12 protein-coding genes are annotated in these 14,352 nt (G+C 49.3%); 7 read left to right on the top strand and 5 right to left on the bottom strand.

Annotated elements, in window-relative coordinates:
* Positions 1–24: 24 nt before the first annotated feature.
* A complete protein-coding gene (metG, locus tag MJ611_RS18470; protein ID WP_250431923.1) occupies positions 25–2,064 on the bottom strand; it encodes a methionine--tRNA ligase in 2,040 nt (679 codons plus the stop codon).
* 41 nt (positions 2,065–2,105) lie between these two features.
* Here metG and MJ611_RS18465 point away from each other — a divergent pair, with 41 nt between their 5' ends.
* Positions 2,106–2,483: a hypothetical protein gene (locus MJ611_RS18465; RefSeq protein ID WP_250431922.1), complete on the top strand. Its 378-nt coding sequence runs from the start codon at positions 2,106–2,108 to the stop codon at positions 2,481–2,483.
* Positions 2,484–2,574: 91 nt separating this feature from the next.
* Here MJ611_RS18465 and MJ611_RS18460 read toward each other — a convergent pair whose 3' ends face one another.
* The 3 genes from MJ611_RS18460 to msrB form a co-directional block, all read right to left on the bottom strand.
* Positions 2,575–2,907 (bottom strand): hypothetical protein, encoded by a 333-nt coding sequence (locus MJ611_RS18460; protein ID WP_250431921.1) that lies wholly within the window; start codon positions 2,905–2,907, stop codon positions 2,575–2,577.
* A gap of 91 nt (positions 2,908–2,998) precedes the next feature.
* Entirely contained in the window at positions 2,999–3,268 is a 270-nt protein-coding gene (locus MJ611_RS18455; protein ID WP_250431920.1) for a hypothetical protein, read from the bottom strand.
* 760 nt (positions 3,269–4,028) lie between these two features.
* Positions 4,029–4,574 (bottom strand): peptide-methionine (R)-S-oxide reductase MsrB, encoded by a 546-nt coding sequence (gene msrB, locus MJ611_RS18450; RefSeq protein ID WP_377498016.1) that lies wholly within the window; start codon positions 4,572–4,574, stop codon positions 4,029–4,031.
* 221 nt (positions 4,575–4,795) lie between these two features.
* Here msrB and typA point away from each other — a divergent pair, with 221 nt between their 5' ends.
* From typA to MJ611_RS18420, 6 genes are all read left to right on the top strand, one after another.
* Complete coding sequence (gene typA / locus MJ611_RS18445; protein ID WP_250431918.1) at positions 4,796–6,607, top strand: translational GTPase TypA; 1,812 nt, start codon at positions 4,796–4,798, stop codon at positions 6,605–6,607.
* 297 nt (positions 6,608–6,904) lie between these two features.
* Positions 6,905–8,125, top strand: coding sequence for an OmpA family protein (locus tag MJ611_RS18440; RefSeq protein WP_250431917.1), 1,221 nt, complete (start codon positions 6,905–6,907; stop codon positions 8,123–8,125).
* Positions 8,126–8,328: 203 nt separating this feature from the next.
* Entirely contained in the window at positions 8,329–8,904 is a 576-nt protein-coding gene (locus MJ611_RS18435) for a protoglobin domain-containing protein (protein ID WP_250431916.1), read from the top strand.
* 80 nt (positions 8,905–8,984) lie between these two features.
* A complete protein-coding gene (locus tag MJ611_RS18430; protein ID WP_250431915.1) occupies positions 8,985–9,917 on the top strand; it encodes a polysaccharide deacetylase family protein in 933 nt (310 codons plus the stop codon).
* 285 nt (positions 9,918–10,202) lie between these two features.
* On the top strand, positions 10,203–11,795 hold the full coding sequence (locus MJ611_RS18425; RefSeq protein ID WP_250431914.1) for a hypothetical protein: 1,593 nt from the start codon (positions 10,203–10,205) through the stop codon (positions 11,793–11,795).
* Between the two features lie 2 nt (positions 11,796–11,797).
* Entirely contained in the window at positions 11,798–13,483 is a 1,686-nt protein-coding gene (locus MJ611_RS18420) for a hypothetical protein (RefSeq protein ID WP_250431913.1), read from the top strand.
* Between the two features lie 115 nt (positions 13,484–13,598).
* Here MJ611_RS18420 and MJ611_RS18415 read toward each other — a convergent pair whose 3' ends face one another.
* Entirely contained in the window at positions 13,599–14,351 is a 753-nt protein-coding gene (locus tag MJ611_RS18415) for an SDR family NAD(P)-dependent oxidoreductase (protein ID WP_250431912.1), read from the bottom strand.
* Position 14,352 lies beyond the last annotated feature (1 nt).

Raw genomic sequence — 14,352 nt, 5'->3', positions numbered from 1 at the left:
TGTTTACCGTAGTGCTGGCTTGAATTACCGGACGCCGCCGCCATTCATGATCGGCTTGCTCGGCTGCATAAAAGCCAAAGAACCATCAGGATTCTCAGCCATCAGGATCATGCCCTGGCTCATGATACCTTTAATTTCACGTGGAGCAAGATTAACAAGTATACTTACCTGCTGGCCTACAATCTCCTCAGGATTAAAAAACTCAGCTATGCCACTTACTACTGTTCGCTGATCTATACCTGTATCGATAGTCAGTTTCAGGAGCTTTTTGGTTTTTGCCACTTTCTCGGCAGCAAGTATAGTTCCTATCCGGATGTCCATTTTAGAGAACTCATCGAAGGTGATATTCTCTTTTGCAGGCTCAGCTACGGCATTTGCCATTTCGTTCGCTTTTTTAGTATCCAGTAGCTTCTGTACCTGCGCTTCTACGGCAGCGTCTTCAATCTTCTCGAACATCAGCTCCGGTGCACCAATCGTATGTCCTACAGCTAACAGATCTGCAGATCCGGCTTCAGCCCATTTACCAACCGGTTTGTTCAGCATGCTAGAGAGCTTTTGTGCAGAAGCAGGCAGGAATGGCTCCATCAGAATGTTCAGGCTGGCAGAAATCTGCAGCGCGATGTTCATGATGGTTTTAACACGCTCCTCGTCTGTTTTGATTAATTTCCACGGCTCTGTATCTGCCAGGTACTTGTTACCTAAACGTGCCAGGTTCATCAGCTCGCTCAGGGCATCACGGAAGCGGTAGCGCTCCAGGTAAGTAGAAATAACCAATGGCATACCTTCCAGCACACCCAGCACTTCTTTGTCGTAGTCTGTCAGTTCGCCGCGCGCTGGTACAGCACCGTTGTAGTACTTCTGTGTGAGCACCACAGCACGGTTAATGAAGTTACCAAGTATGGCCAGCAGCTCGTTGTTGTTGCGGGCCTGGAAATCTTTCCAGGTAAAGTCGTTGTCTTTTGTTTCCGGGGCATTAGCACACAGCATATAGCGCAGCACGTCGCCTTTGCCCGGGAAGTCCTGCAGGTACTCGTGCAGCCATACCGCCCAATTGCGCGATGTAGAGATCTTATCACCCTCCAGGTTCAGGAACTCGTTGGCCGGCACGTTGTCTGGCAGAATGTAGTCGCCGTGCGCCTTCAGCATGGCTGGGAAAATGATGCAGTGGAACACGATGTTATCTTTACCGATAAAGTGCACCAGCTTGGTTTCTGAGTCTTTCCAATACTTTTCCCAATCCGGAGTAAGTGCTTTGGTTGCCGATATATAACCAATAGGAGCATCGAACCATACATACAGCACTTTGCCTTCAGCTCCTTTAACAGGCACCGGCACACCCCAATCAAGGTCGCGGGTCACGGCACGCGGCTGCAGCCCTTGGTCTATCCAGCTTTTGCACTGGCCGTACACGTTCGGTTTCCAGTCGCCTTTGTGGCCTTCCACGATCCACTCACGAAGCCACTGTTCGTACTCGTTCAGCGGCAGGTACCAGTGCTTGGTTTCGCGCATTACAGGTACAGCACCGCTTAAGGTACTTTTCGGGTTGATTAGGTCGGTGGCGTTAAGCGAAGTACCGCAGCTCTCGCACTGGTCGCCGTAAGCGTTCTCGTTGCCGCACTTAGGGCAGGTACCCACAATGTAACGGTCGGCCAGGAACTGCTGCGCCTTCTCGTCATAATATTGCTGGGTGGTCTGCTCTATAAATTTGCCATCGTTGTACAGCTTCAGGAAGAAATCAGAGGCTGTTTCGTGGTGTATTTTAGAGGAAGTGCGGTCGTAGATATCAAAAGACACATTGAAGTCTTCGAACGACTTTTTGATCAGCTCATGGTATTTATCTACAGCCTGCTGTGGCGTTATGCCTTCTTTTTTAGCGCGGATCGTGATCGGAACGCCGTGTTCATCAGATCCACAGATAAATTTTACATCACGGTTCTGAGAGCGCAGGTAACGCACGTAAATATCGGCCGGCAGGTATACGCCTGCCAGGTGCCCAATGTGTACAGGCCCGTTTGCATATGGCAACGCTGCCGTTACAGTATATCGTTTAAAATTATCAGCCATAGTTTCTGTTTAAGAAAGCAAATATACAAAGAGAGACCGGAATGCAGCGCTACCCGGTTTGGTGCGTATTTAAAATACAGGCTTACCTGCATCCGGGTTTCTCCGTAAAGGGAAAGCACCCGTTCCTGAGCAGCGCTGTACTTCCGGCATGTGACTCACACCTGTATCAGGGCTTAAGTATAAACTCTAAAGTGCCCGACATGAAGCAAAAAGATAATGCCCATATAAAAAAAGGAGACAAGGACCAGCTAGGTGAAAAGGGGCCTCAGCAAGAACTGAGCAAAAACCCCGCACCCCGCGATGCTGATCATGAATCTGACACCACGCCACCCGACCACGAAGTATACGTGGACCTGGAACCAGACGAACTGCATCCGGACGAAGAGCCGCTGGATGTAAACGAGGAGGACGAAAAGTAAAAAACACGAGACCTATTCTCTTACTACAAAAAAATAAGCGCACTTTCCGGGGCTATACCTTTGAAAGTGCGCTTTTAGTTTGATATCCTTTCTACTGATTTCCTGATCGCCGGATACGCAAGGGGCGCTGCACATTGTGCCTTGTAGAGTCTACCGGAGCATTGGGCACCTGCCTCGGGCGCAGCGTAGGTGGTGTCGTAGCCGGAGCATTCTGCCCCTCTTCAACATTTTTTTTCCGGTTGATCTCACTGGCCTGCTGGTTCATTTGCCTGCGTAGCTCCGCATCACGGTTATCAGAATACTGCACCCGCCTGTTATGCGCCGGGTCAGGCTCGAGGCTTCCTCTCCCCCCTTCGGACAGGGATGTGCAAGCCAACAGGCTCAAAAGCGCCATACTTGCCAGCCCTCCTATATACTTTCTCATCGTTCCTCCTTTTAATAATACAATCAGGTTCTGCAAAACAGCGCCTGTACTGTAGTATACGAAAAGAAAAGTATAAAGCAGGTTTAAGATGCTACTCCTGCTCTTCTTCGGTCAGGCTTTTGTGACCTACCTGCGTCAGCATCAGCCCATCTGGCGCCGGGTTTACATAGCTTAACTTGGTCAGGTGCTGCTCGGCCTCCTTCTGTACATCTTTATACTTTGGATAACGCTCCTGCAGGTATGGGTACAGTTCCTGGTAGCTCAGTACGTTGCCGGCTTGTATGTCCATTTCCCGGAAGGCATCCATAATTACCTGTGCCAGGTTCTCTATATTTTCTGCTTCTGAATGTAGTTCTTGCATGATGTCTCTTTACCTTTTGTGTAGGTTAGAAGATACGGTAGCAAGAGTTTAGGAGTTCTAGGAGGTGTGGGTTGAGTCGTAGTTTGTTTCGCCCCTGAGGATAATTATGAATGAGTGTGCCACCATGTATTCTGTCATCTCGACATGCCTGAGGCGAGAGCCGAAAGGGACCAGCGCAGCTGTGAGAGATCTGCAACCGGTAAAGTATGAACCCACCCCCGCCCCTTCCGAGAGGGGAATTCTGCCTTTGCCTCTTTGCAAGTATAAATTTCATAGTTGCTGTTGTCCAATCATCCCCTGCCCCTCCTTGTCTAAGGCGGGGAGTTTTAGCCTTTGCTATACTTCAAAGTATAAGCTTCATGGCTGAAGTATAAACACACCCCTACCCCTCTCAAGAGGGGAATTTTTGCCATTACTATACATTTAGTATAGGTTTCATAGCTGCAGGTATCGCACGGACAGGTCACGACCTGTCCCTACAATTGGATTCTGTTCCATAGCAGCCAGCTAAGCAGTATCGTTTCCAGTCCTTGGGTTGAGCGCCTTCTATTGTTGCGGTGCCCGCAGGGCAGCCTGCAGGCGCAGCCGATGGCAGCTTCAATAGACAGCGCGATGCCCAAGGACGAGGCCCCGCGGCCCTGAGCGCAATCAAAAGTATAAAATGAAACAGTAGCTGTTGTAAAACTGAGGATGAAAGGCAACTACGGAGCGAAGGCTTGCCGGCACAAAGTATAAACTACAACTATACAACTACTTCCCCTTACTGCTTCTGAAACCCTAAGGCAACGGAATTAAGGCAGTAGCGCAAGCCGGTGGGTTTGGGGCCATCATCAAATACATGGCCCAGGTGACCGCCGCAACGGCCACATACTACTTCTGTCCTGACTTCACCCATACTTCTGTCGGGCACTTCTTTTACAAGTTTGTTCGAAAGGGGTTTGTAAAAACTGGGCCAGCCGGTACCGGAATCGAATTTGGTTTCCGAAGAGAAGAGCTCGTTGCCGCAGGCAGCACAAGTATAAATGCCTTTGCTTTTGAAGTCGTTGTACTTGCCCGAGAAAGCGCGCTCTGTGCCTTTCTTGCGCAGCACATAATATTGCTCCGGTGTCAGCACTTTTTTCCACTCGGCTTCCGTCTTTACCACCGTGTCCGGCATGGTCACACTGTTCAGTGCTGCAGTTTGGGGTTCAGATAAGGGTGTTTCTCCGGTCTCGGCAGTAGTATAGGTTGCCTCTGCTCCGGTTTCTCCTGTATTGCCGCATGCTAACAGGCTCAGCAGCAACGCGATTACGATCATATTTATCATTTTCATACTAAAACTTACGAAATGGAAGCGCCTCCGGCTTTCCGGGTTTTTATTATTTAATTACTTATTGAACAAAGCCCGCCCGCCTTATGTTTGCCACATAACAAGAGCCAGTTAGCTGGCTACAAAGAAATTAATAGTATCATAACCTGTTTATTTCGAGCAGCATACTAAAAATATGAACCCTTTTTAGTACTTTTGCGGCTCGAAAAACCAATTCAATGCAGAACATTCGAAATATCGCGATCATCGCACACGTAGACCACGGCAAAACAACGCTCGTGGACAAGATTATCCACGCTTCTAAGCTTTTTGCTGAGCACCAGCAGTTCGACGACCTGATCCTGGACAACAACGACCTGGAGCGCGAGCGTGGCATCACGATCGTTTCCAAAAACGTGTCTGTTCGCTACAAAGACGTTAAAATCAACATCATCGACACACCTGGTCACGCCGACTTTGGTGGTGAGGTAGAGCGCGTACTGAAAATGGCCGACGGCGTACTGCTGCTGGTAGATGCATTTGAAGGAGCCATGCCACAGACACGTTTCGTATTGGGTAAAGCTATTCAGCTTGGCCTGAAGCCGATCGTGGTGGTAAACAAAGTAGACAAAGAGAACTGCCGTCCGGACGAGGTACACGAGCAGGTATTTGACCTGATGTTTAACCTGGACGCTACAGAAGACCAGTTGGATTTCACAACGCTGTATGGTTCTTCTAAGCAGGGTTGGATGAGTACCGACTGGACTCAGCCAACTGACAACATTACTCCTCTTTTAGATGCTATCATTGATGTGATCCCTGCTGCTCCGTTCCGTGAAGGAACGCCGCAGATGCAGATCACGTCGCTTGACTATTCTTCTTTCGTAGGTCGTATCGCTATCGGTCGTGTGCACCGTGGTACTCTGAAAGAAGGTATGCCTATCTCGCTTTGCAAAGCTGATGGTTCTATCAAGAAAGGTCGTATCAAAGAACTTCAGGTATTTGAAGGCCTTGGCAAGAAAACAGTTCAGGAAGTATCTGCCGGCGAGATCTGCGCTGTAACAGGTATAGAAGGTTTCGATATTGGTGATACTATTGCTGATGCTGAGAACCCTGAGCCACTGCAGCGTATCTCTATCGATGAGCCTACTATGAACATGCTGTTCACGATCAACAACTCTCCTTTCTTTGGTAAAGAGGGTAAGTTCGTAACATCACGCCACCTGCGCGACCGCCTGTTCAAAGAAACTGAGAAAAACTTGGCACTCCGCGTACAGGAAACTGACCGTGAAGATACCTTCCTGGTATTTGGTCGTGGTATCCTGCACTTGTCTGTACTTATCGAAACCATGCGCCGCGAAGGCTATGAGCTGCAGGTAGGTCAGCCACAGGTAATCTTTAAAGAAATTGACGGCGTTCGTCACGAGCCAATCGAGCAACTGGTAGTGGACGTGCCGGAAGAAACTGCCGGTAAAGTAATTGAGCTGGTATCGATGCGTAAAGGTGAGTTGAACGTAATGGAGCCTAAGGGAGACCTGCAGCACCTGGAGTTCACGATTCCCTCGCGTGGTCTGATCGGTCTGCGTAACAACGTACTGACAGCTACTGCCGGTGAAGCCATCATGAACCACCGCTTCCTGGCTTACGAGCCATACAAAGGAACGATCCCTGGCCGTAACAACGGTTCGATCATCTCTATGGAGACAGGCCCGGGTACTGCTTATTCTATCGACAAGCTGCAGGACAGAGGGGTATTCTTCGTTGATCCGGGTGTAGATGTATACATGGGTCAGGTAATTGGTGAGCACAACCGCCAGAACGATATCACGGTGAACATCCAGAAAGGCAAGAAGCTGACCAACATGCGTGCTTCCGGCTCTGATGACAACGTGAAGATCGCACCTGCCAAGCAGTTTTCGCTGGAAGAAGCCATGGAGTACATCCAGAAAGATGAGTACCTGGAAGTAACGCCGAAGAGCATCCGTATGCGTAAGATCTACCTCGACGAGAACGAGCGTAACCGCATGAGCAAGAAAGAAGAAGTAGCATAAGCTATACTTCTAATAATAATGAAAGCCCCACTTGGCAAAAGCTGAGTGGGGCTTTTTGTTTTACAATAACTTACCTGAAGGCACATTAGAAGGTTAATATTTCCAGCAATAAACTACTAATGGAACGGTGTCAACCACTCAACCCTCCAACATTTATACTTTTCCAAGTATCCTCTTATCTACTCTAATCATCCACCGACTGTCTGTAAACAGGCATTCACTAGTTAAATTCCTATTACCTGCAATTATAATTATATTTTTTTATACTTTTGATCCTAAGTACAATTCCAAAAAACTATGAAAAATAAATTATCAACTGCCACGGGTGTGGCGGCAATGGCATTACTATTTTGCGTTCCCACCTATGCCCAATTCAACATCGGCGACAAGATCAAAAACAAAGTAAACCAGAAGATCGACCAGAAAATTGATAAAACGATTGACGGTGCCGTGGATGGTAAAAAGCCTTCAGCAGGTAATAAAGCAGCCAAAGCAGCAGCTGGCGAAACCGAAACCGGAGGTGGCGGCGGCGCAACAGCCACAGAAACAGGCAAAATGAAAGCCTGGTCGAAGTATGATTTTGTGGCTGGCCATAAAGTACTTTTCTCCGATAACCTGGCTGGTGAAGAAATAGGTGAATTCCCTTCGCGCTGGGATCTGAATGATGGCAACGCGGAAGTAGCCATGTTTGGCAACGACCGCGTTATAAACCTGGTGAGCTATGGCACAAGTATAAAACCGCTGATGAACAAAGAACAGTGGTTGCCTGAAACCTTTACGATAGAAATGGATATTTTCTTCGACTCAGACAACCCGAATGTGGAGTATGATATTTACCTGGTAAACGATTCTAAAACCTATAAAGAGGACATAAATGGCCATTTTTGGGATCCGATTGCCATAAGAGCCAACAGCGCCCGCTTTAAAGATTTTGGATCGGAGTCAGAGGAACTGGCAGCGCAGGAAGTGAAAAGCCAATGGCGCCACGTGGCTATTGCTTTTAACAAACGCAGCATGAAAGTATACCTTGACAATCAGCGCCTGATAAACATACCAAATGTGCAGGGCAAGCCAACCGGCCTCCGCATCGAGATTGATAAACGTATTGATGCCAACACAATGGTGAAGAATGTGCTGGTAGCGGAAGGTGGCAAAAAACTATACGACCAGGTAATGGCTGACGGCAGGATCGTTACCTACGGCATTAAGTTCGATGTGAACCAGGCAACCATACGCCCTGAGTCGGTGGGTACGCTGGCAAGTATAGCCCAGTTAATGCAGGAGCAGCCTACCCTGAATTTTACTGTAGAAGGCCACACCGACAGCGACGGCGACGACAACTCTAACATGAAGTTAAGCCAGCAGCGTGCTGAAGCCGTGAAAGCATACCTGGTAGAGCAAGGCATCAAGGCTGACAGACTGGACGCTAAAGGGCTGGGTGAGACTAAGCCAATAGACAAGAACAACACCGTTGAAGCCAAATCAAGCAACAGGCGCGTAGAATTTGTAAAACGCTAACAGCATGGAGCGCTGTTAAATAAAAACATAGGGCCTGAGGCAGATGTCTCAGGCCCTATGTTTTTATACTTGCCAACTATCTTCTGAAGCTATACCTGCGACTGCTCACCCACACTTAACCTAAACTCACCAAAATAAGCCCTCAACTTTATCAGCAAAGCTATTTTATCCATATTTTAGGTAAGGACTAATTAATCTATACCATGAAAACAATACAAGGATATGATTACGGGAAGGTGGCAACTTCTCCAGTGTCGCTGCAAGAGCTGGACCTGTTAAAGAAAACAGTCTTGTTTACAGCCGAAGATGAAAAATACTTACGTTTAGCAGGCGAGGTGCTGCAGGACCAGACAAGCCAGGTGCTCGACCTCTGGTATGGTTTTGTAGGAAATAACGAGCATTTGCTCTACTACTTTTCTAAAGACGGACAGCCGAATCAGAAATACCTGGCAGCGGTGCGGGAACGGTTCGAGCAGTGGATTCTGGATTTATGCAACCGCCCTTATGATCAGGAATGGCTCAATTACCAGCATGAGATCGCCTTGCGCCACCACAGCACCAAGAAAAACCAAACCGATCATGTTGATGCCGCTCCTATCATTCACTACCGCTACATTGTCGCGTTCATCTATCCGATCACGGCAACTATAAAAAGCTTTCTGGCCAACAAAGGGCACGATGCAGAAACGGTTGACAAGATGTACCATGCCTGGTTTAAAGCGGTTACGCTCACAGCCATACTTTGGACGTACCCCTACGTGCATAAGGGAGAATTTTAACAGAGTGCGCTTTGTAAAATCCTTGCCTTCTGCTGAAATTATACTTTACTTAAGGCAGGCGTTTTTTCTGCCTGCCACTCATGCACTTTATACCTAAGCTTACCCTTACTCCTATACTTAAGACGCTTGCGCTTACAAGTATAGTTATACTTTCTGCCTGCACCGCAGCAGAAGAGCACAGATCAGAACAGACAGCGCAACCGGTAATCGAAACTTCTGCACCTTTAGTTGCTTCCGCAGATTCTGCTCCTACTTTACCTGCAGCACAGGCTCCTGCAGAAGGGCTAACGAAGGACACCACTTCTACCATCGCCGACGCTGCTACTATACTTTCCCGGAAGCAGGTGCCCATCCTGTGCTACCACCAGATCCGCGACTGGAAAGCTTCTGACTCCAAAGCAGCCAAAGACTACATTGTACCTACAGACCGTTTCCGGGAGCAGATCCGCATGCTGGCCGATAGCGGCTACCATACCATCCTTCCGGATCAGTTGTTTGCCTACCTGACCACCGGTGTCCCGCTACCTGATAAGCCCATCCTGCTTACCTTCGACGATACCAACCTCGACCAGTACACCGTAGCCGCCCCGGAGCTGGAGAAGTATGGCTTTAAAGGTGTTTTCTTTGTGATGACGGTGTCGCTGGGCAGGCCAAACTACATGAGCAAAGCGCAGGTAAAAGAGCTTTCGGACAGAGGCCATGCCATCGGTTCCCATACCTGGGACCATCATAATGTAAAGAAATACCAGGGTGAGGATTGGGTGAAGCAGATCGAGAAACCGGCCAGGCAGCTGGAGGCTATCACCGGAAAACCCACGTTATACTTTGCCTATCCTTTCGGATTGTGGAACGAACAGGCTATACCGGAACTGCAGAAGCGCGGCGTTAAAGGCGCCTTTCAGCTGGCGGCCAAACGTGACGAGCAGGAGCCACTCTATACCGTGCGCCGCATCATCGCCAGTGGTTACTGGAGCTCCAACAGGTTATACAAGAACATGATCAGCAGCTTTTAGCTGCTGATTTGCTTTTACCCCTCTTCAGTTCAACTCCTCTGCCTGCAGCGTGGCATAACCCGGTACACCTGCTCCCACACTTTTCCTGGGGCAACACAAGCAACTGCCTTCGCTACAGGCCTCCTGCCATACTTCCGGTACACTTGCTTTTGCAAAACTGCACCTCCCCTGCTACCGTCTGCCATGGTTTCAATCCCACTTGCCATTGAGGTTGCAGACGCTCACATGAAAACATTATACCTGTTTTACGTTAGATACACTCATAAATTGTTCCATCCACATCTTATGAAAAGATATTACAGGCAAGCGTTGCTTGTTTTCCTCACGACCCTTTCGTTCGGGTGCGCCCGCAAAAACTTTTTTGCTAAAACCCCCGTGGCTGATCCTGCTGTTTACCAACAACTAAAAGAGGCTCCTGCTTCTGTTGATAGCGTTACCATACAAGCTGGCAAACATTACAAGCGCAGCGGCTTTCATAACCTGTTCTGGGGCTGGCACAACCGGGCGTTGTGGACTGCCCCCGTTACAGTGCCTGTTCTCGATATCGAAAAAGAAAAAGGAGGCCTTGAGATCGAAAAGCTGGGAGGCGGATTCCAGACCACCAGCCTCACCTTAGTCGACAAAAACGGCTTCTCTTACGCACTGCGTTCCCTGGACAAAGATCCGGTTGAAGTGCTTCCTAAAATCTGGAGAAAGACCTTCGTTGCCAACATCATACGGGATCAGACTTCTGCCATTAACCCCTATGGCGCCTTCATTATACCTCCTATGGCAGAGGCAGCGGCAATCCCGCATTCTAACCCCAAACTGGTGTACGTGCATCCTTCCGATAATTCATTTGATGAGCACCAGAAACTCTTCAGCGATAAAGTCTTCCTGATTGAGGAAAAGTATACGAACGACAAAAGTATAACCCCGGAAATGGGTAACGCAAAAGACATAGTCGGCTCTGAGAAAATGCTGAATAACCGCTTCGGGAAAAACAGCCACTTCATCGACCAGAAAGCTTTTGCCAAGGCCCGTCTCTTTGATCTTTTCATAAACGACTGGGACCGGCACGAAGGGCAGTGGGACTGGATCGAATACAAAGAAGACGACGAAACCATTTACCGCCCTATTCCCAAAGACCGCGACAACTCCTTTTACAAGTTCGAGGATGGGCTGATCCCGTGGCTGTTCAGCCGCAACTGGGCCATCCGTAAATTTGAGTCTTTCGACGACGAGTACGAAGATGTATACGCGCTGATGATCAACTCAAAGTTTATTGACGAACGTGCTCTGAACGAGGTGACGGCAGAAGAATTTCAGGAACTGGCTAAGGAATTGCAGCAAGCCCTGACAGACGAAGTAATCGAGCGCGCGGTGCGCCAATACCCACAGGCAGCTTACCAACTGGTAGGTGAGAAAACCATACGCATGCTGAAAAATCGCCGGGACAACCTGGATAAGGCTGCACAGGAATTTTACAAGCATCTGGCCAAGGAAGCACTAGTAGCTGGCACAGACGAGGACGAAGATTTTGAGGTAAAACGCCTGAACGATGAAGAGACAGCTGTAACCATAACCCGCGATTCAGACAAAAAGCAGATATACCACCGGGTATTCAAGCACTCCGAAACAGAACTGATAACGCTGCACGGCCTGGCAGGCGACGACAAGTTCAAGGTTGAAGGAGAAGTAAACAAAGGTATAAAGGTAGTGATTGTTGGGGGCCTGGGCGAAGACGAGATAAAAGATACTTCACGTGTAAAACAAGGCCGCAAGAGCACCTATGTATACGACACCAAGCGTGGCACTGAGCTTGAGGGTGACCGCGAAACCAAAGACAAACGCACCCACGATGTTCGGGTACACGCCTTCGACAGAGAAGGTTTTTAACCATGCTTCCACACTCCACAGAAAAGCCTTTATCCTATACCTGCAAGCGCAAACCTACAGGTATAGAATTTTATATGGGTAAGCGTGCTTTGTTATTCATCTTCCTGGTGGTTATCTGCCTGGGTTGCAGCGAACGCTTCAGCCATACCGTACAACAGGTACCCCCTCCCGCCCAGATCAGCACCACCATCCCCGACTACAGCGACAGTACGATCAGGATAGCAGCCGGGGCACATTACGGACGCAGCAGATTGCACCGCTTCTTTTACGGCGAGCACTACCGCAAAGCCTGGACTACTCCGGTTGAAGTACGGGTGCTGGACATCGGCAAAGAAAAGGGAGGGCTTACCCCCACGCAGCAAGGCGGCAGCAGACAGACACTAAACCTGCGGCTTGAAGATAAAAAAGGCCGGGAATACGTGTTACGCTCCGTAGACAAGGAGCCCGCCAGCGTGATGCCTCAGTGGATGCAGAAAAGTTATATTGCCAACATTGCACGCGATGCAACCTCTGCCACGCACCCCTACGCCAGCCTTACGGTTCCTGCTATGGCCGATGCGATCGGTATTTACAGTGTCGAGCCCGAGCTGGTGTACATCCCGCACGACCCACGGCTGGGTAAGTACATGGATACCTTTGGAGGGGTAATGGCCATGCTGGAGCGCCGCCCGGATGGGGAGCAAACCGATGTGGCCCGTTTTGGTTACGCCCAGGATGTAAAGAGCACCAAGAGTATGCTGGAGCACCGCCTGCTCAGCAACAACAGCAAGGTCGATGCACGTTTCTTTTTGCGCTCGCGCCTGTTTGACATGCTGCTCGGCGACTGGAGCCGGCACGAAGGCAACTGGCGGTGGGCAGAGTTCGAAGGCGACAGCACTACCGTTTACAGAGCCGTTCCCCGCGACCGCGATAACATCTACTACAGGTTAAACGATGCCATCATACCCTGGCTCTTCATGCGAACCAAGCTGAAGGAGCAATTCCAAACCTTCCGCTCAGAGATACACAACGTGGAGTCTCTTAACAAGAGCGGCAGAAACCTGGACGAGCTGCTGCTGGCCGAACTTACGCTGCAGGACTGGGAAGAGATTGCAGATAGCATAAGATCGGAACTGACCGATCAGATAATTGAAAGCTCTCTCAGAGCCTTGCCAGATACCATCTATAAACTCACTGCCCGGCCTATCATCAATCGCCTGGAGTCACGCCGCGACGACCTTCGTGCAACTGCCCGGAAGTACTACAAAGCCCTGGCCCGTGAAGTGAACATAGTAGGCACCGACAAACAGGAAAGCTTTCTGGTGGAGGTGCTGCCGGAAGAGCGGGTACGCGTGCAGGTGTATGAACTATCAAAGAAAGGCGACCGGCAGCAGCTTTTATACGACCGGACTTTTCTGGAATCAGAAACAAAGAAGTTGGACTTGTACGGCCTGGATGGGGATGACGTGTTACATGTAAACGGTAACAGAAAGCCTAAAATAAAGATCAGCCTGTATGGAGGGGCAGGCGACGATAGTTATGCGGTACATGCCCAGGAAAGCCGCTTAGGCAAAAGTATTTACATCGAAGACTCCAGTTACCGCAATACCTACCAGCTCGATAAGTATACTTCTACAAAAGCAAATGATAAGCCAGCAGCCACCATATTCGATGGCACCGGCTGGCTGTTACGCTACTACCTCGATTAAACTGAATCGGCGTTTACCTTATACTTGCAGGTTATAAAAACAAAGCAGCCTGCTGGCCACTTGGGTTCAGCAGGCTGCTTTGTTAGCTAAAAAGCTTCGTTTACTTATATTGCTTCTAAAGCTGTTTATGCACGATGGTAGCGGAAGCCTGTGCTGCAGGTAGTACCAGCACCTCAGCCAGGTTCACATGTGCCGGCCTGCTAACAATAAACGCGATTAGGTCTGCGATATCCTCTGCCCTCAGCGGCTCATAGCCCTGGTACACCGTAGCGGCACGCTCTGTATCGCCCTTAAAACGTACCTCAGAAAATTCCGTTTCTACCAAGCCGGGGTTTACTTCCGATACTTTGATACCTTCCTGTATCAGGTCGATGCGCATGGCCTTGGAAATAGCGTCTACTGCAAATTTAGATGCACAGTACACGTTGCCATTGGCATACACTTCTTTACCTGCAATAGAACCAATGTTGATGATATGGCCTTTCTTTCGCTCCTGCATCAGCGGAAGCACGGCGTTGGTTACATAAAGCAAGCCTTTCACGTTTATGTCGAGCATGGCATCCCAGTCTTCTACAGCACCGTTGTGGATCGGGGCCAGTCCGTGGGCATTGCCGGCGTTGTTTACCAACACCTCTATGTTCTGCCACTCCTCCGGCAGGTTTGTCAAAGCCTGCTGCACCGCCTCTTTATCACGCACATCGAACTGCAGCGTAAACACAGGCACTTCTGTAATTTCCTGCTTCAGCGTTTCCAGGCGATCGGCTCTGCGTCCGGTGCCGATGATGTGATAGCCATACTTAGCAAGGGCAATGGCGGTGGCCCGGCCAATACCGGAGGTAACCCCGGTTACAAGAGCAATCTTAGGCATC

This window comes from Pontibacter ruber (assembly GCF_023630205.1).
Classification (GTDB): domain Bacteria; phylum Bacteroidota; class Bacteroidia; order Cytophagales; family Hymenobacteraceae; genus Pontibacter; species Pontibacter ruber.
This window is presented reverse-complemented; position numbering and strand designations above follow the sequence as displayed.